Origin of the sequence: Dyella monticola (assembly GCF_003363155.1) — a bacterium.
Classification (GTDB): domain Bacteria; phylum Pseudomonadota; class Gammaproteobacteria; order Xanthomonadales; family Rhodanobacteraceae; genus Dyella_B; species Dyella_B monticola.
Genome location: NZ_QRBE01000011.1, coordinates 1 through 18,060, shown reverse-complemented (window position 1 = coordinate 18,060; position 18,060 = coordinate 1). Strand labels below are relative to the sequence as shown.

The 18,060-nt window shown below is 61.8% G+C and carries 16 protein-coding genes; 8 read left to right on the top strand and 8 right to left on the bottom strand.

Annotation, left to right across the window (positions count from 1 at the left end; all coding sequences use genetic code 11):
• Positions 1-13 precede the first annotated feature (13 nt).
• Positions 14-874 (top strand): NAD(P)-dependent oxidoreductase, encoded by an 861-nt coding sequence (locus DWU98_RS16285; RefSeq protein ID WP_115496628.1) that lies wholly within the window; start codon positions 14-16, stop codon positions 872-874.
• Positions 875-924: 50 nt separating this feature from the next.
• Here DWU98_RS16285 and DWU98_RS16280 read toward each other — a convergent pair whose 3' ends face one another.
• The 4 genes from DWU98_RS16280 to radC all read right to left on the bottom strand — a co-directional run bounded on the left by DWU98_RS16280 (position 925) and on the right by radC (position 5,588).
• Positions 925-1,695, bottom strand: a complete 771-nt coding sequence (locus DWU98_RS16280; RefSeq protein WP_115496627.1) for a hypothetical protein — start codon at positions 1,693-1,695, stop codon at positions 925-927.
• 242 nt (positions 1,696-1,937) lie between these two features.
• On the bottom strand, positions 1,938-2,645 hold the full coding sequence (locus tag DWU98_RS16275; protein ID WP_115496626.1) for an SPOR domain-containing protein: 708 nt from the start codon (positions 2,643-2,645) through the stop codon (positions 1,938-1,940).
• A complete protein-coding gene (gene argS / locus DWU98_RS16270; RefSeq protein WP_115496625.1) occupies positions 2,646-4,337 on the bottom strand; it encodes an arginine--tRNA ligase in 1,692 nt (563 codons plus the stop codon).
• 579 nt (positions 4,338-4,916) lie between these two features.
• Positions 4,917-5,588: a RadC family protein gene (gene radC / locus DWU98_RS16265; RefSeq protein ID WP_115496624.1), complete on the bottom strand. Its 672-nt coding sequence runs from the start codon at positions 5,586-5,588 to the stop codon at positions 4,917-4,919.
• 100 nt (positions 5,589-5,688) lie between these two features.
• On the opposite strand from radC, the gene coaBC reads away from it, so the two are divergent.
• Genes coaBC through DWU98_RS16250 form a run of 3 tightly spaced genes read left to right on the top strand, consistent with a single transcriptional unit; the run spans position 5,689 to position 9,702 of the window.
• Positions 5,689-6,894 carry a bifunctional phosphopantothenoylcysteine decarboxylase/phosphopantothenate--cysteine ligase CoaBC gene (gene coaBC, locus DWU98_RS16260; protein ID WP_115496623.1) on the top strand — a complete coding sequence of 402 codons (1,206 nt, stop codon included), beginning with the start codon at positions 5,689-5,691 and terminating at the stop codon, positions 6,892-6,894.
• On the top strand, positions 6,891-7,346 hold the full coding sequence (dut, locus tag DWU98_RS16255) for a dUTP diphosphatase (RefSeq protein ID WP_115496622.1): 456 nt from the start codon (positions 6,891-6,893) through the stop codon (positions 7,344-7,346). Before coaBC ends, dut begins: the two co-directional genes overlap by 4 nt.
• 19 nt (positions 7,347-7,365) lie before the next feature.
• Entirely contained in the window at positions 7,366-9,702 is a 2,337-nt protein-coding gene (locus DWU98_RS16250; RefSeq protein ID WP_115496621.1) for a phosphomannomutase/phosphoglucomutase, read from the top strand.
• 123 nt (positions 9,703-9,825) lie between these two features.
• On the opposite strand, the gene DWU98_RS16245 is transcribed toward DWU98_RS16250, so the two are convergent.
• Together DWU98_RS16245 and pyrE are read right to left on the bottom strand one after the other, a co-directional pair.
• A complete protein-coding gene (locus DWU98_RS16245) occupies positions 9,826-10,470 on the bottom strand; it encodes a DUF4124 domain-containing protein (RefSeq protein ID WP_115496620.1) in 645 nt (214 codons plus the stop codon).
• A 97-nt stretch (positions 10,471-10,567) separates the two neighbouring features.
• Complete coding sequence (gene pyrE, locus DWU98_RS16240) at positions 10,568-11,215, bottom strand: orotate phosphoribosyltransferase (RefSeq protein ID WP_115496619.1); 648 nt, start codon at positions 11,213-11,215, stop codon at positions 10,568-10,570.
• Between the two features lie 96 nt (positions 11,216-11,311).
• Between pyrE and DWU98_RS16235 the strand changes: the two genes are divergently transcribed.
• From DWU98_RS16235 to DWU98_RS16225, 3 genes are all read left to right on the top strand, one after another.
• Complete coding sequence (locus DWU98_RS16235) at positions 11,312-12,082, top strand: exodeoxyribonuclease III (RefSeq protein ID WP_115496618.1); 771 nt, start codon at positions 11,312-11,314, stop codon at positions 12,080-12,082.
• Positions 12,072-13,379, top strand: coding sequence for an AmpG family muropeptide MFS transporter (locus tag DWU98_RS16230; RefSeq protein ID WP_425480241.1), 1,308 nt, complete (start codon positions 12,072-12,074; stop codon positions 13,377-13,379). The genes DWU98_RS16235 and DWU98_RS16230 overlap by 11 nt, the downstream gene beginning before the upstream one ends.
• 118 nt (positions 13,380-13,497) lie before the next feature.
• Positions 13,498-13,797 (top strand): hypothetical protein, encoded by a 300-nt coding sequence (locus DWU98_RS16225; protein WP_115496617.1) that lies wholly within the window; start codon positions 13,498-13,500, stop codon positions 13,795-13,797.
• Here the strand turns inward: DWU98_RS16225 and DWU98_RS16220 are convergent, their stop codons facing one another.
• On the bottom strand, positions 13,798-14,937 hold the full coding sequence (locus DWU98_RS16220; protein ID WP_425480240.1) for an anhydro-N-acetylmuramic acid kinase: 1,140 nt from the start codon (positions 14,935-14,937) through the stop codon (positions 13,798-13,800).
• Positions 14,924-16,375: an OapA family protein gene (locus DWU98_RS16215; RefSeq protein WP_115496615.1), complete on the bottom strand. Its 1,452-nt coding sequence runs from the start codon at positions 16,373-16,375 to the stop codon at positions 14,924-14,926. The genes DWU98_RS16220 and DWU98_RS16215 overlap by 14 nt, the downstream gene beginning before the upstream one ends.
• 216 nt (positions 16,376-16,591) lie before the next feature.
• On the opposite strand from DWU98_RS16215, the gene tyrS reads away from it, so the two are divergent.
• Complete coding sequence (tyrS, locus tag DWU98_RS16210; RefSeq protein WP_115496614.1) at positions 16,592-17,803, top strand: tyrosine--tRNA ligase; 1,212 nt, start codon at positions 16,592-16,594, stop codon at positions 17,801-17,803.
• The last annotated feature ends 257 nt before the right edge of the window (positions 17,804-18,060 follow it).

The following is an 18,060-nucleotide window of genomic DNA, read 5'->3' as shown; positions in this document are numbered from 1 at the left end:
TGAAGGAACACGCATGAGCTTGAAGGTAGCTTTCATCGGATTGGGTGCCATGGGCGAACCCATGGCAGGACATCTCAAGCAGCACGCGTTGCTGCACGCGGTAGCCAACCGCACCCATGCCAAGGCGCAGGCGCTGGCACATACCTTGGGCGTCAGTGCACCTTCGCTTGCCGAGCTCGCCGCGCAGTGTGACGTGATTGCGCTATGTGTGACGGCCGATGCGGATGTGCTCGGCACCGTCGATGCGCTTGCGCAGCATGTAAAGCCAGGCACCATCGTGATCGATCATTCCACTGTGGCGCCCGATACGGCAAAACAAGCGGCGGTGCGATTGAAAGCCGTCGGCGCGCATTTTCTGGATGCCCCGGTTTCCGGCGGCGTGGAAGGCGCGAAGAACGGCAAGCTTTCGATCATGGTCGGTGGCGAGGCGGCCGTGCTCGAACGTGCACGGCCCGTGCTCGAAGCCTACGCGCTGCGCATCACGCATCTTGGCGATGTCGGTGCAGGGCAGGCGACCAAGGCGGTCAATCAGGTGCTGGTGGCCGGCATTGCGCAGGCAGTGTGCGAAGGTCTCGCCTTAGGCGAAGCGCTGGGCTTGGATCCGGAGCGCCTGATTCCCACGCTGGGAGCCGGCGCCGCGGGCAATTGGTTCCTGGAAAAGCGCGGCGCGACCATGTTGAACAATCAGTTCAGCGTCGGCTTCAAGCTTGGTTTGCTGCATAAGGATCTGGGCATCGTGCGTGGTATCGCCGAAGGTGTTGGTACGGATCGCACGGTGATTGAGCGTTCGCTGGTCGATTACGCCGAGCTGATGCGCCAGGGGTACGGCGATGATGACATCTCCGCGCTGATCCGCCTCAAACGCAAACATTGAAAAAAATGAAACAGGCGGCCACGACAGGCCGCCTGTTTTCACTGCGACCGTCACTGGCCGGATGCGGTGTAGGTCAGATCCGCGTTGTAACTGTCGACGTGCGATGAGACATCTTTGATGGCATCGTTGATCGCCTTGCGCATGGCTGCCGCATCGGCCTTGCCATACACGCTTTCGGCCATCTTCCATACGTCGGGATCGGGATCGGCCCCGAGTTCTGCCCAGCTCTTGGACGGCGACACCAGGATGAAGTCCGGGGCTCCGTCGCCCGCATCGATGAGGCGCGAGAACTGGTAGTAGTACGGCCATTTTGACTTCTCGGCGGCTGCGGCAATCTTTTTCACGTTGGCCATGAACGCCTCCGAAGACTCGTGGCTAGGCTTGAGCGTGAACAGCGTGACCTCGATGAGCTTGGGTGCCGGATCGACGGCCTTGGGCATGTGGCTCAGTTCGGGCAAGACCTGCATGAACGCACTGGTTTCGCTCTTCAAGTGCGGATTGACGCTAGACCTCATCGCCGTGTCGCAGGCTTTGCCGGCGGCATCCATCTCGTCGAAAGTGCTCCATGGAACAGGCGCCGACGTATACGAATAGCTGTACGTATCACCGGTCTCGTGCACCCATGCTGTCCAGGTGTATTTGAAACCATGCTGATGCAGGCACTGGTTGAAGCTTTTCATGCCAGCTTCGTACGCCTGCTGATCGGCCGGAGCGACGATATCCGTGTAATCGCGTACGACGGTGACGGCTGGTTTTTCTGCCGCTTGTACGGCTGCGCCCGAGAGCAGGGCCAGCGCGAGCCATGCCGTGATCTGCTTCATAAGAACCTCTCTTCAGGGTGATGCCCTGTAAACGATGAGTTAGGTTCCCCTGGTTCTTTACGACACGGGCGGCCGGTCCATTATGCGCGCTATGGACACGATGGGGTTTTCACCTTGACATGGCGCACTGCGCCATCGGGCGCGGACCGGTGGGCTGAGCGGTGCGTCGCGCATGCTTGAGCGCTTTCAGCAAGCAAGCGCGACGCATAAAAAAGGGCGCCTCTGGCGCCCTTCGTTTTTGCTTACATACCCGCTTTCAGTGCGATCGCGGGAAAGCCGGCCGAGGCGAGTCGCTGTTTGGCCGACTCCAGGTCCGTGGCCGAATGGAATGGCCCCAGGCGCACGCGATGGTAGGTCTGGCCACCCACGTTGACCGATTGCACATTGGCCACAAAGCCCTGCAAGGCAAGCTTGGCCTTGAGCGTTTCCGCATCCGAGGCGCTGGGGAATGCGCCGACCTGCAACAGATACCCGCTCTGCGCCGGGCCGGCTGCGGGCGGTGGCGCCACCGCCGACTGCGGCGCGGCGGTGATGTTCTGCGTCTCGGCGCGAGGTGCATTGGGCGGCAACGGCGGAGCGCTCGGCGCGGCATTCTGCGCCTGCGGCTTCTGTTGCGTGGCCAGTTGCTGTTGCTGCTCTGCCTTGGCCTGCGCGCTGATCTCCGAATCCGGAATGCGCACTTCCTTTTCCGACAATACGGAATAGAAGTCGTACTGCGGCTTCTTGGGCGCGGTGGTGGTGGGAGCGATGCCTTCATCGCTGCCCGGTTGCGCGGTGGCTTCGGGATTGGGCTGCGGACCCTTCGGGCCCATCGGCACCAGCGAGTGGCGCATCAGCACCACCACGACCAGCGCACCGATCAGGATGCCGATAAGAATGCCGGCCCAGGCTGGAAACCCGCCGCTGTTATTGCGAACGGCCTGCCGCCCTTTGCCCTTGCGTGGTGCCATTTACATCTTCTCCGGGGCGCTGAGGCCCAGCAAATCCAAACCGTTGCGAATCACCTGGCGGGTGGCGAGGGCGAGCGTGATGCGCGCATGGCGCAACGCGGCGTCGTCCACGATCCATTTGTGTTCGTGATAGTAACTGTGAAGCGCACCGGCGAGTTCGCGCAGGTATTGCGCGATCAGGTGCGGTTCCAGATTGTTGGCGGCGGTCTCGACCACCTCTGGATAGCGTGAAAGCTCCGTCAGCAGAATCTGCTCCGGCTCGCTGTCCAGCCGCGCCATCTGGGCGATGCCGGCCTGCGTATCGACCGGCGGCAGGCCGCGCTCGGCAAGCTCTTCCAGTACGCGGCACACGCGAGCGTGGGCGTACTGGATGTAGTAAACGGGGTTGTCGTTGCTCTGCGAGCGGGCGAGGTCGATGTCGAACACGAGCTGCGAGTCGCCCTTGCGTGCGATCAAGAAGTAGCGCGTAGCGTCCCGACCGACCTCGTCGATCAGATCGCGCAGGGTGACGTAGCTGCCGGCGCGCTTGGATATCTTCACCTCTTCGCCGCCACGCATCACCGTCACCATCTGGTGCAGAACATATTCCGGCCATCCGTTGGGAATGCCGCAATCCAGCGCCTGCAGCCCCGCCTTCACGCGAGCCAGGCTGCCGTGATGATCCGAACCCAATTCCGTGATGGCCCGTTCGTAACCGCGCAGCCACTTGCTGCGATGGTAGGCCACGTCCGGCACGAAATAGGTGTAGGTGCCGTCGGACTTGCGCATGACGCGGTCTTTGTCGTCACCGAAATCGGTGGTGCGCAGCCAGAGTGCACCGCCTTCTTCGTAGGTGTGCCCGTGCGCGATCAATTCGCGCACGGTTTCTTCCACCTTGCCGTCGGTGTAGAGCGAGGATTCAAGGAAGTACACATCGAAACCGACGCCGAAGGCTTGCAGATCCAGATCCTGCTCGCGGCGCAGACAGGCCACGGCGAAATGGCGGATCGCTTCGAGGTCGTCTGGGTTTTTCGCGCCGGTGATCGCCTGGCCGTCGGCGATCACCGTATCACCGGTCAGATAGGCGCGTGCGACATCGGCAATGTAGTCGCCGCGATAACCGTCTTCCGGCCATCCCGCGTCGCCGGGCGCGACGCCGCGCGCGCGCGCCTGGGTCGAGATTGCCAGGTTCTGAATCTGTACGCCGGCATCGTTGTAGTAGAACTCGCGCTTTACGTTCCAGCCGCTGGCCTCAAGCAAGCGGGCGATACAGTCGCCTATCGCCGCGGCGCGACCATGGCCTACATGCAGGGGCCCGGTCGGGTTGGCGGATACGAATTCCACGCCCACGGTATGGCCCGCACCGCTCCGATTGCGGCCATAGGTGGTGCCTTCGGCCAAGATGCGCGCCGTCTCCGTGTGATACGCCGTGGGCGCAAGGAAAAAGTTGATGAAGCCTGGCCCGGCAATGTCCACCTTGGCCACGGCGGCGTTGACCGGCAGGGCGGCGACCAGTTTCTCGGCCACGTCGCGCGGTTTTGCGCGCGCCGGTTTGGCCAGCAGCATGGCCGCATTGGTGGCGAAATCGCCGTGGTCGCGGTTTCGTGCGCGCTCGATCACGAAGTTGGGCAGGTCAAGATCGGCGGGCAGGACGGCCTCAGCCTGAAGGGTCCGGATAGCCGTTAAGACCAGTTCGCGCAGCGCTTCTTTCACGGGAGGGGATCGATCGGGAATGGAACCGCGCATCGTAACAGACAGCCGCGCTGCAGCCCGCCCGACTCAGGCCCTTTCGTTGCGCTGTGCACGGTTTGGCCCGTTCAGCTAAATAAAGTGCCTAGCGTTTTGGGCATCTGAGCGGGTGAATAACCCTCGCCATGAGTGCCGCTGGCCTGCTGCAGCGCGGTGGATCGAGCTGTGGATAAGTCTGTGGGGAAAGTGAAGGCGCCATAGGAATAAAAGCGATAAATCCGCTTGGAAACCACACTGTCATGCAATTAGTTGTTAAAAATCATAACGTTAAATTGTGTACTTGATGTGCTTTTCAGTGATGTGTCCCTAAGTGGCTTCCAGCGCGCTATGTGCATAAGTTTTGCCAGCGGGCACCGGCTGCGCGCGTGTGCGCTTGTCATCGTGCAATGTCATACGGCGGTCATGACGCATCGCGACAATGACCGGGTATCACCGACGTCTCCCCCGTCGGCACGATACGGGGCCGCCGCACCCCTTCATACCCTCCCCTCATGCGGCTCCCGGCGCGAACCTTCCCGGTCGCGCCGTTTTTTTGCGCTTGGGCTAAAGCAATCCGCGTGCGGCCATGGATACGGGCTCGGCGTGGCCGATCACCAGATGATCCAGCACACGCACGCCAATCAACCGCAGCGCTTGGCTCAATTCGCGGGTAATGGCCTGGTCGGCCGAGCTCGGTTCTGCCACGCCGCTGGGATGGTTGTGGGCGAAGATCACGGCGGCGGCATTGTGCTTGAGGCAGGCGCGCACGACCTCACGCGGATGCACGCTCGCGCCGTCCAAGGTGCCTCGAAACAGCTCTTCGAAGGCCAGCACGCGGTTTCGGTTATCCAGATAAAGGCAGGCGAATACTTCGTACTGCAGGTGCCGCAATTGTGCGCGAAGGTAGTCGCCACTCTCGCGCGGATTGCTCAGAGAAGGCTGCTTGGTGAGCTGTTCGGCCAGGCTGCGGCGGGCCAGTTCCAACGCAGCCGTAATGCGAGCGCGCTTGGCCGGCCCTAATCCGGGGACACGAATGTCGCGCTCCGCACGACCCAGCAACGCGTCGAGGCTGCCGGCCTGCATCAGCAATTCGCGTCCAAGTGCGATGGCGTCCTTGCCGCGTACGCCGCTGCCCAGCAGCACGGCGAGTAGTTCGGCGTCTGATAGTGCGGTGCTGCCGCGTGCCAGCAATTTCTCACGGGGTCGTTCGCCTTCCGGCCATTGTCGAATGCTCATGTGACCAGCATCCCGTTTGAGGGGGCTGTCCGGGCAGCAGGTGGTCGATGTGATTCCGGTAAGCTAGCCGTCTATTCGTACGTCGGGCCTCGCTTACATCATGAGTCTTGCTGAACGCCGCATCGTCCTGGGAGTGTCCGGTGGCATCGCCGCCTACAAGTCCTGCGAGCTGGTCCGCCGCCTGCGTGACCTCGACGCGCACGTGCGTGTCGTGATGACCGAGAACGCCACGCGTTTTGTCACGCCCACCACCTTCCAGGCGCTGTCCGGCGAACCAGTGCGCGTGAGCTTGTGGGATGAGTCGGCCGAGGCGGCGATGGGACATATCGAGCTGGCGCGCTGGGCCGAGCGCGTGCTGATCGCCCCGGCCAGCGCCGACCTGATCGCCCGCCTCGCGCACGGCCATGCGAACGATCTGCTTACCACGCTGTGCCTGGCGACCGCAGCGCCCGTCTACGTGGCACCGGCGATGAATCAGCAGATGTGGGCGCACGCGGCGGTGCAGGCCAACATTGCCATCCTGCGCACGCGCGGCGTGCAGATGCTGGGGCCGGCGGCAGGCGATCAAGCCTGCGGCGAAGTGGGGTCGGGCCGCATGCTGGAACCGCACGAGTTGCGCGCGGCCATGGTCGCTTCATTTGGCGATCCGGTGCTGCGCGGTAAGAACATCGTCGTCAGCGCGGGCCCGACTTACGAAGACATCGACCCCGTGCGTTTCATCGGCAACCGCAGCTCCGGACGCATGGGGTTCGCGGTGGCCGAGGCGGCGGCACAGGCAGGCGCGCACGTTACGCTGGTGGCAGGCCCGGTAAGCCTGCCGACACCGGCGGGCATCGTCAGGCGCATCGACGTGCGCAGCGCTGCGCAGATGCATGCCGCCGTGACAGAAGCTGCAGGCGGTGCAGACATCTACATCGGTTCGGCCGCCGTCGGCGATTACCGTCCCAACAGCGTGGCCGCGCACAAGTTGAAAAAACACGATGGCGCCGATCTCACGCTGCAACTGGCGGAAAACCCAGACATCCTTGCCAGCCTGTCGGCGCAGAAAGCGCATCCCTTCCTGGTCGGTTTTGCCGCCGAAACGCAGAACGTGGAGATCTATGCGCGTGACAAACTGCAACGCAAAGGCCTGGACATGATCGCCGCCAATCAAGTCGGCGAGGGTCTGGGCTTCGAAACGGCGGACAACGCGATCACGCTGTACTGGGCCGATGGCTCACTCGCGTTGCCGCGCACCGACAAGGCTGCGCTCGCGCGCCAGCTCATCGAATGCATTGCCAGCCGCTACAAGGCGGTGCGCGGATGATCGATATCGAGGTGAAGCTGCTCGATCCGCGTCTAGGCGATAGCATCCCACTGCCGCAAGCGGCCACGCTCGGTAGCGCAGGCATGGATCTGCGCGCCGCGCTGGTCGAACCGCTTACGCTTGCACCTGGCCAAAGCGCCCTGGTGCCTAGCGGCATGGCCATCCACATCGGCGACCCGGGCTGGTGCGCCCTGATCGTGCCGCGTTCGGGACTGGGGCATAAACACGGCCTGGTGATGGGCAACCTGGTAGGGGTGATCGATGCCGATTACCAGGGGCCGCTGATGATCTCCTGCTGGAATCGCGGCACGCAGCCCTACACCATTGCGGTGGGCGAGCGGGTTGCGCAACTGTTGCTGGTGCCGGTGGGGCAGGCACGGCTGCGGCTGGTTGACGAATTTGTGCCTTCGGAGCGTGGAGAGGGCGGTTTCGGTTCCACGGGAAAACACTGAAAATCGCGGGGAATGGGGCATGGCGATGAGCGGCGCACAAGCGCGTTTGCCGAGTTTGCACATCCAATGGGGGCGACTGCTGACGCTGGCTGGGGGCACCTTGCTGCTGGCCGTTGCCGCCTTCTGCGCCTGGCAGACATGGCTCATCGCCGGTCAAGGCAGCGCCGTGGATCACGTGCATGCCGCGCAGGACCGGGCCATCCAAGTGCTCGCCGCCGAGATCGTCCAGGAACGCAACGGCGTGGACGAGGCGGTCGCTGGTGTTGATGCGAGCGGATTACCCGATAGCGCGCCGCAAGTGCTCGCCGCACTGAAGCAGCACCTGCCGCAAGCGTTGAACGTAGAGCTCTACAGCGCTGGCCTGGATGAGGTGCTGCATGCCAACTATCACCAATTCGGTTACGCCAAAGCCGCGCAATTGATGTCGGCGCCCGATGCCGAAGGCGCACCGCCGGTGGAAACGGAAGTGCATGGCGCCGGCGATCGTCGCCTGACCATGGTGGTGCCGCTGGGGCCATCGCAGAAGCCGCTTGGGTGGGCGTGGATCGAGCTGCCGTTTGCGCCGATTGCGCAGCGCTTCAACGCGGTGTCGGTGGAAAGTGGACGATTGCAGCTCGTGCAGAGCACCGATCATGGCGAAAACCTGCGGTTGCTGGCGCGTGGTGCCGCCGGGGCCTCGGATGTGGAGCCGGTCGGCAAGCCCATTGCCGGCAGCAATTTCTTTATCGTGGCGGTGTTGCCGGGTGCCTACATTGTGCTGCCGCCTTCATGGCCGTTCGCGGCACTGATCACCCTGGTATGCCTGATGGGCGGCGTTGGTTTATTCTGGTTGTTTGCGCATCCGCGCTCTGCGCGCAATGCGGCTGTCGAAGAAGAACCCTTGTCGGACGTACAGATGCCCTCCCAGCCCGAAGCGGTCAAACCCGTGGCTCCCGTGGTCGCCAAGCCGGCCCCTGCGCCGGCACCAGCCTCCATCAGCGTCGATCCCACCATCTTCCGCGCGTATGACGTACGCGGCGTGGTGGGTAAAAGTCTGACCGCCACCGTCGCCAAGCTGCTTGGTCAATCCATCGGCACCGTGATGCGCGAGCAAGGCCTGCACGAAATCGTGGTGGGTCGTGATGGGCGGTTGTCGGGTCCGGAGCTGGCGGGCGCGTTGTCCGAGGGCCTGTGCCTGGCCGGCGTGGATGTGATCGACATTGGTGCCGCGCCGACGCCAGTGGTCTACTACGCGGCCTATCGCTTCAACACCGGTTGCGGTGTCGCGGTGACGGGCAGCCACAATCCGCCCGATTACAATGGCTTCAAGATCGTCGTCGGCGGTCAGACGCTTTCGGAAGGTGCCATCCAGGATCTTTATCAGCGCATTGCCACAGGCGCGCTCGAAGCGGGCGGCGGCGGCAATGTGCGCGAGGTCGATGTGGTGCCCGACTACATCGAGCGCATCACGTCGGATGTCCAAACCGAGCGCCGCCTGAAAATCGTGGTCGATTGCGGCAACGGTATTCCCGGTGCAGTGGCGCCGCAGGTGCTCGAAGGCATCGGTTGCGATGTGATTCCGCTGTATTGCGATGTGGATGGTAATTTCCCGAACCATCATCCCGATCCGTCCGATCCGCACAATCTTCAAGACCTGATTCTGTCGGTGAAGCAGACCGGTGCAGATCTGGGCGTGGCGTTCGACGGTGATGGCGACCGCTTGGGGGTGGTAACCCGCAGCGGCGAAATCATCTTCCCCGATCGCACGCTGATGCTGTTCGCACGCGACGTGCTTTCACGCCAGCCCGGCGCGACGATCATCTACGACGTCAAATGCACGGGCCATCTGAAAGGTCAGATTCTCGATGCCGGCGGCAGCCCGCTGATGTGGCGTACCGGCCATTCGCTGATCAAGGCGAAGATGCGCGAAACGGGGGCGGAGTTGGCCGGTGAAATGAGCGGTCATTTTTTCTTCCAGGAGCGCTGGTATGGCTTCGACGACGGCATCTATGCCGGCGCGCGCCTGCTGGAAATCCTGGCAGGTGACATCGAAGGGCGTACACCGGAAGACATCTTCGCCACGTGTCCGAAAGGCGTTTCCACGCCCGAACTGAAAGTGGAAATGGCCGAAGGCGAGCACTATCGTTTCATGGAGAAATTCCGCGAGAAAGCGCACTTCGAAGACGCCACGCTAGTGACCATCGATGGCGTACGTGCCGATTGGTCGGATGGCTGGGGACTGGTGCGTCCCTCCAATACCACGCCGGTCCTGGTGTTGCGCTTCGACGCCGACAACGCGCCGGCGCTCAAGCGGATCCAGGATACGTTCCGCGCGCAGTTGCTGGCGGTGGATCCATCGCTGAAGTTGCCGTTCTAGGTGCCGCTGTTCCCAAGCAAACGGGAATAGGGCTAGATCCAAGCGGCATGGATTTCCGCTTGCGCGGGCATGGCGACCACGAGAAGACGGGTTTCTGCGCCCTGTGCGGCGAGCATGAAACGGTCAATAGCCGCGGTTGGCCTTTTCCGACGCCTTCAACGAGCGGAAATGCTCCAGCTCCTGCGCCTGCTGTTGCAGCATGGTTTCGCGCGTGGTTTTCTGGCGTTCGAGCAGCGCACGTTCGTTGGCGACCACGGTGCGTTGATCGTTGATCTGATCGGTCAGCATTTTCGGCACAGGTTTCTTAGCGCGCTCATCGTCGGCGGCGCGGTTGAGCAGATCATCCAGCGCGGCATCCTGGCTGTGCAGGTTCAGGCGCGTGGTGTTCATCTGCTCATCGAGATTGTCGAGCACCTGTTGCTGCTCGGATCTGAGCGCGTCTTCGTCTGGGTAGGTGTTTAGAAGCTGCAGATCCTGCTGCTTCTGTTCGTTGATGGCGCGTTGCCGCGCCGCGTCCTCGGCGGCCTGCTTTTCGGCGGCAGCGCGCTCGGTTGGCGTGAGTTCCCGCTGCACGTGCCGCAGCACCATGCCGTTACTGCTGATGACATCGTAGCCATATTTGATGGCATCCTGGGTAAGGCTGTCACTGAAGTGCGACAGGCCGCTGCCGTCCACCCAGCGGTAGTGAACGCTACTGTTGGAAGCGCCCTGGGCTGCCGCCAGGCCGGCAATGCTCAACGACAAAACAAGTAACGCAAATCGACGCATGACCCCCTCCTCGAGGCCCAGTATAGCCATGGGCTTCTGGCATCTGGGTGACGGCAACGCTCCGGCGTGATTGGAATCACTGCGGCGAACGGGTTCCTCAGCTTTTCACGCCGTAGTGCTCGCGGTAGGCGAGCATGCGCTGATGTTCCGCGGAGAGGTCCGGCCGCTCGCCCGCATAGGTGAGCACGTCGCTGAAGCTGGTGATGGCGACGACCGGAATGCCGTAGTCGCGCTGCACTTCCTGCGCCGCGGAAAGCTCACCCTGGCCGCGTTCCTGCCGATCCAACGCAATCAATACGCCCGCGGGCGTGGCGCCCTGCGCGCGAATCAGCGCTAGGGATTCACGCACGGCGGTGCCGGCAGTCATCACGTCATCCACGATCAGCACGCGACCTTGGAGTGGCGCGCCGACGAGCATGCCGCCTTCACCATGATCCTTCGCCTCCTTCCGGTTATAGGCCCAGGGCACGTCGCGGCGATGCTGGTCGGCCAGCGCGATGGCAGTAGCCGCGGCCAGGGCAATGCCCTTGTAGGCGGGGCCGAACAGCATGTCCACCTGAAGTCCGGAATTAACCACGGCTGCCGCGTAGGCACGGCCCAGGCGGCCCAGCGCCGCGCCTGAATCGATGCGGCCCATGTTGAAGAAATAGGGGCTGACGCGACCGGACTTGAGCGTGAATTCGCCGAAGCGCAATACGTCGCGTTGCAGGGTGAGTTCGATGAAGTCGCGCTGGTAATCGTGCATGGCAGTCGCTTGCGAAAGGTGAAGATGCACCATGGTAACGCGTCCCTCGCTTCGCGCCCGCGGTTGCTATCATGGCCCATCCCACGAGGAGCCCCCATGCGCATCATCAGCCTCAACGCCAACGGCATCCGCTCCGCCGCCACCAAGGGCGTCTTCGAGTGGCTACGCAAGCAGCGCGCCGATGTGGTCTGCCTGCAGGAAACCAAATCGCAAGAAGATCAGCTCGCCGACCCCATGTTCCGGCCCGATGGGCATCACTGCTTCTATCGCGATGCCAGCAGCAAGAAGGGCTACAGCGGTGTGGCGATCTACGCCAAGCGCGAGCCGGACAAGGTGCTCACCCAACTTGGCTGGGATGAATTCGATAACGAAGGGCGTTACATCGAAGCGCGTTTTGGCAATCTGAGCGTGGTATCGCTGTATGTGCCCTCGGGTTCGTCCGGCGAGGAGCGTCAGCAATTCAAGTTCAAGGCCATGAATTGGCTCACGCCGATCTTCGACAAGTGGCTCAAGAGTGGTCGCGATTACGTGCTTTGCGGCGACTGGAACATCGTGCGCAGCGAACTGGATATCAAGAACTGGCGCTCCAACCAGAAAAACTCCGGTTGCCTGCCGGAAGAACGCACATGGCTCAATGATCTGATCGACAAGCACGGCTGGGTGGATAGCTTTCGCACGATCAAGCCGCAGGCGGTCGAATATACGTGGTGGTCCAACCGTGGCCGTGCGCGCGAGAACAATGTGGGATGGCGTATCGACTATCAGATCGTGACGCCGTCGCTGCAAAAGCGTCTCAAACATTGTTCGGTCTATCGCGACGAACGCTTCTCCGATCACGCGCCCTATACAGTCGACTATGCCGACTGAGGTGGCCGCGCCGGCAGCGCGTAGGCTGTCCATCTGGCAAGCGTTCTCGCAGCCCTCCGCGTGGACGTTGTGTCTGCTCGGATTTTCTTCCGGCCTGCCGTTTCTGCTGGTGTCTTACACGTTGTCGTTCTGGCTGAAACAGAATGGCATCCTGCTGAAGGACATCACGATGATCGCCAGCGCCGGCATGACCTACGCATTCAAGTTCATGTGGGCGCCGCTGCTGGATCACTGGCGCCTGCCGTTGTTCACGCGCCTGGGGCAGCGCCGTGGATGGTTGCTGTTTGCGCAGCTGGGGGTGTTCGTCGGCCTGTTAGGGATGGCTGCGCTGACGCCGCACCAGCTGACGGCGTTTGTGACCGTCACGGTGATCGTCGCGTTCCTGGGCGCCACCCAAGACATCGCGATTGACGCGTACCGCATCGAAATTGCGCCGCCCTCGGCACAAGGCGCCTTGGTCGCAACGTACGTGCTGGGCTATCGACTCGGCATGCTCGTGTCCGGTGCGCTGGCACTCATTCTGGCCGATCACATCCGCTGGGCGCAGATCTATGTGCTGATGGCGATAACCATGGCGATACCGGTCATCACGACGCTGACGATGCGCGAGCCCGACGTGTTGCGCCTCAGGCCGTCGTCGTGGCGGCAGGCCATGCGCGAAAGCGTGATCGATCCATTTGCCGACTTCTTCCGCCGCTACGGCTGGATGCTTGCGCTGCTGACCTTATTGTTCATCTTGCTGTTCAAGATTCCCGAGCAAGCGATCATTGGCGGTGTGATGGGACCGTTTTATCGCGACATGGGTTTTTCCAATACGGAGATCGGCGCTGTTACCAAGATCTATGGCATCTGGGTCGGAATCGTGGGTGCGTTCGCCGGCGGTGCGGCGGTGGCACGCTGGGGTGCGTGGCGATCCCTCGGCGTATGCATCGTGCTCGGTGCGGTCAGCAATTTGCTGTACGTGTTGCTGATTCACCATCAGGGTCATCTTTCGATCCTGACCTTGGCCATTTCCGGCCAGAATTTCTTCGAGGGCATGCTCGGTCCACCCACTGTTGCTTTCCTTTCCTTGCTAGTGAATCGCCAACATACGGCCACGCAATACGCCTTGCTCAGTTCACTGGTGAATCTGCCGGGCAAAATGCTTGGCTTTTTTGCTGGCAGCATCGTGGCGGCTTCGGGCTATGGCGGCTATTTCGTGATTACCGTCGGTTCGGCGTTGCCGGCGATGTTGCTTTTCGCCTGGCTGTGGCGGCGTTTCGATCCGGTTGCAGCACCTTCCGCCAACGGGAGCTGAAAGCGCTCACAAAGCCATTGCGAACTGATCCACGAATCGCCGCACTGACGATTGTCAGCCGCCGCGCAGTTGGAGAGGATCGCCACACAGGGCTGTGTGGCAACGGAGCAACTGTCCTATGCCGGATCTAATGATTCGTCACATCGACCGATTGATGGCCGATCGCATCAAACTACTGGCCAAAGAGCGTCATTGGTCGATTAACGACGTCGTGTTGCAGGCGCTACGGCAAGGTTTGGGCGTGTCCGAAGGCGGTGGCTTGCTGGCGGAAAACCTGCTGGAATCGAGCGATCTTTCCATCGCCAGCGGCCATTGGGATGCGAATGAGCGCGCGGCGTTTCAGGAAGCGATGCAAGCGCTTGCCACGGCTCGCGCCGAGCAGCTTGCACCCAGTCATGTGAGTGAATTACTGGAATGATCAGCGCGTAGCGGGTGCCGGATAGACCGCACCCAGCACGCGCGGTCCTTTTGCGCCCGTAACGGCCGGCAGGTTGCCCGGCAATCCAAGTAGCCGCTGCCGTGCAAGCCACGCGAAAGCCGTGGCTTCCAGGTAATCCGGATCGACGCCGTGTTCGGCGGTGCTTCGCAGCTCGCGCGGTTGCAACAACTCGCGCAAGCGCTGCACCAACGCGGAGTTATGCACGCCCCCGCCACAGAGCAGAACATCCTTGGCATCGTTTGCATGCGCATCGATCGCCATGGCAATGCTGCGCGCCGTGAGCTCCAGCAACGTGGCCTGCACGTCAGCGGGCGACAACGCTCTTGCCTGCGCACGTGCATCCAGCCAGCTGAGATGGAAATGTTCACGTCCGGTGCTCTTGGGCGGCGGCAACGCAAAGTAGGGATCGCGCAACAAGGTGGCGAGAAGGGCTTCATCCACGCTTCCACTCGCCGCAAAGGCACCATTGCGGTCGAAGGCTTCGCCACGATGGCGAAGACACCAGGCATCCATCAGTCCATTCGCCGGCCCGGTATCGAACCCGAAAACGTGTCCGTTCGCTGTAAGCACGGTGATGTTTGCAATGCCGCCGAGGTTAAGCACGACACGCGTATGGCCGAATGCACTGAGCAGCATGGCATGCACGGCAGGAAGCAAGGGTGCGCCCTGACCACCGGCGGCAACATCCGCACTGCGAAAATCCGCCACGACATCGATGCCGCATCGTTCGGCGATCACACTGGCGTGGCCGATCTGCAAAGTAAAGGGAAATTCGCCGGAAGGGCGATGGCGGATCGTCTGTCCGTGCGAACCAATGGCTCGCACCGATGATGCTGGCGTGCCGCCATGCGCAAGCAACGTCTCGACTGCGTCGGCGAATGCATGGCCGACCGCGATGTCCAGGCGCCCGAATGCATCCAGATCAAGCGTGGCTTCCCCCTGCGCTACGCCAAGGATCTGCTGGCGCAGCGCAGCGGGCCATGCATGCGCGATGGCATCAATCAGTCGGGGCTGGCCCTTCTCGAAACGCACGAGCGCGGCGTCGATGCCGTCCGCGCTGGTGCCGGAAATCAAACCGATGTAGAGCGCCGAAGCGTCATCCGGCTTAGCCATTGCCATGAGCGGCAGATTCGGCGCTTGCAAGCTTGTAGTGATTGTCGATGTCCATCAGGCGCGCCAATTGCGGCTTCACCACGGTGCTCTTGAACTGCGCAAGCTGCACGGCGGGGAGCGGTTCGGGTTTGGGCAGCGTGACTGTCTGCGGATTGCGCTGTACACCATCGACGCGGAATTCGTAATGCAAATGCGGGCCGGTAGCTAACCCCGTCATGCCCACGTAGCCGATCACATCACCCTGTCGCACATGCTGTCCCACGTGTTCGGTCGCAAAGCGCGACATATGACCGTAGGCCGTGCTGATGTGCGCGTTGTGCTGGATGATGACGAAATTACCGTAACCATTCATCCAGCCGCGGAATTTGATCACGCCATCGCCGGCAGCGTGAATCGGCGTGCCGGTGGGTGCGGCGTAATCCACACCCTTGTGCGCGCGCATCAGGCCAAGGATCGGATGCATGCGTGCGGCACTGAACGGCGAGGAGATGCGTGTGAAATCCACCGGAATGCGCAGGAAGGATTTCTGCAACGGACGACCATCTTCACTGAACCAGCCGAAGCTGCCGTCCGGGCGCTTGAAACGATATGCCGTATAGCGCTGGCCCTGGTTGATGAATTCGGCAGCGACGATATCGCCTTCGTGCAAGTAAGTGCCATCGCGATAGACGGTGTCGTAGATCACGGTGAAGCTGTCGCCGACGCGCAGATCCTGCACGAAGTCGATGTCGTACTTGAACAGGTCGGCAAGTTTGATCACCATCGCGTTGCTGAGGCCAGCCTTGTTGGCGGCGGCGAACAGCGAATCGTCAATCACGCCATGCGCGATCTGCTCGCGCGTTTCCACGGCGCGCGCGACGGTGGTCATACTCGGCGTGGCGCTATCGAGACGGATGATTGCGCGTGTGGATTCGTCCTTGTCGAAACGAATGCCTTCGAGATTACCGTGGCTGCCGATCAGGAAATCGAATTCCTGGCCCGGGCGGATGTGATGCAACGCTGACTTTGCATCGCCTGCGTTGTCCACGACGCGCTGCAAATCAGCCAGGCTCAAACCTTGGCTCTGGAAAATATCGGCAAGCGTTTGACCGGGGTGTACCGCGACCACACGCCAATCTTCCGTGGTCGCCGCCTTCAAGGCGGGCGCTTCGATCTTCGGCAACGCGAGCGGCAACAGGGTGTGCGCCACAGGTTGTGTGGCGACGGGTTTCATCGCCGTGGCCCATGCAGGGATCAGGAAACCGGAGAGCACGGTGATCAACAGCGCCGTCGCCGCAAGCATCCAGCGTTCGCGATGCCAGTGAATGGGCGGCTGAGTACCGTCCGGCTGGCGATTGAACGACCAATGCGCGCAGTGCTGATAGAAGTGGGAGTGTCGGCGTTGTGCCTTGCGGCGGATGGCCAGTTTGCGTGCGGTACGCGGATCGGGCTTGCTCTGGGCCATCGCTAATCGACCTTATTATTCTTATTCATCGCCAACACCGCCCCCCAGCGGTTACAAAGTATCAATTCCGCGTACCATAACGAGCTTGTGCAAAGGGCGTCAATGCCTTTCGCATCAAGGGTTTGCGCAAGCTTTCCGGTTAACGCACAATTAACGTTATTGACGGCGACCATCACCTTTTTGGCTGCCTAGGCATCTACTTTCGAAGAGGATCACATGAACGAGCTTGAGCAGGCGCTGGCCACTATTGCGCGCGGCGCCGACGAGATCATCAAGCAGGAGGAGTTGGCGGCACGCCTCAAGCTCGGGCGCCCATTGCGCATCAAGGCCGGCTTCGATCCCACTGCGCCGGATCTGCATCTGGGCCACACCGTTCTGCTCAACAAGATGCGCCAGTTCCAGGATCTGGGGCACACCGTGATCTTCCTGATCGGCGATTTCACCGGCATGATCGGGGATCCCACCGGCAAAAACATCACGCGCAAGCCGCTCAGCCGTGAAGACGTGCTGGCGAATGCGCAGACGTACGCCGAGCAGGTCTACAAAGTGCTGGACCGCGAGAAAACCGAGCTGCGTTTCAACTCCGAATGGTTCGGCAAGATGAACGCGGCCGACATGATCAAACTCGCCGCACAGCACACGGTTGCGCGCATGCTTGAGCGCGATGATTTCGCCAAGCGCTATGCCGCGCAGCAGCCGATCGCCATCCACGAATTTCTCTATCCGCTGGTGCAGGGTTACGACTCCGTCGCGTTGAAGTGCGACGTCGAGCTCGGCGGTACCGATCAGAAGTTCAATCTGCTGATGGGTCGCGCGCTGCAAGAGCATCACGGTCAGCCGCCGCAGATCGTGCTCACCATGCCCCTGCTCGAAGGGCTGGATGGCGTCAACAAGATGTCCAAGTCGCTGGGCAATTACATCGGCATCAATGAGCCGGCGATCGATATCGTCACCAAGACCTTGAAGATCGGCGATGAGCTGATGTGGCGTTGGTTCGAGTTGCTGAGCTTCGATGTTTCGCTCGACGAACTGGCCAAGATGAAGCATGACGTAGCCAGCGGTGTGCTCAATCCGCGCGATGCCAAGCTTCGTCTCGCGCGCGAACTGGCAGCGCGATTCCACAGCGCGCAAGCTGCCGAGCAGGCGATTGCAGGCTGGCACGCGGTGGTGCGCGGTGAGGGCGATACGAGCTTGCTGCCGCTCACGGAAATCGCTGTGCCGGTGGAGGGGTTACGCTTGCCTGCGTTGCTCACCGCCGCGGGCCTTACCACTAGCAACTCCGAAGCGAACCGCAAGCTCAAAGAGCGCGCCGTGCGCATCGATGCGGAAGTTGTCGAAGACGCGCAGCGCGTGTTTGCGCCGGGATTCGAAGCCGTGTTGCAAGTCGGCAAGCGCAACTTCGCGCGCGTGTTGCTCACTCAGGCGTGAGTTTTCTTCCGCTTGACATGTAGCGCGAGCACGCGCCGCGCTACATGCAAAAAAATTTGCAGAAATCGCTTGCCAGATCGGCATGCAATCCCTAATATTCGCCACCCCGCCAACGCACCTCTCGCGTACGGCAACTCCCCTAGCAAGAAGTTCATCGCAAAGGGTGTTGACGGACCAACAAAGGGATGTAGAATGGGCGGCTCACCCGGGACGAAATGCTTCGGGGCAATCTTGAAAAGAAGGTTGCAAGTGATTGA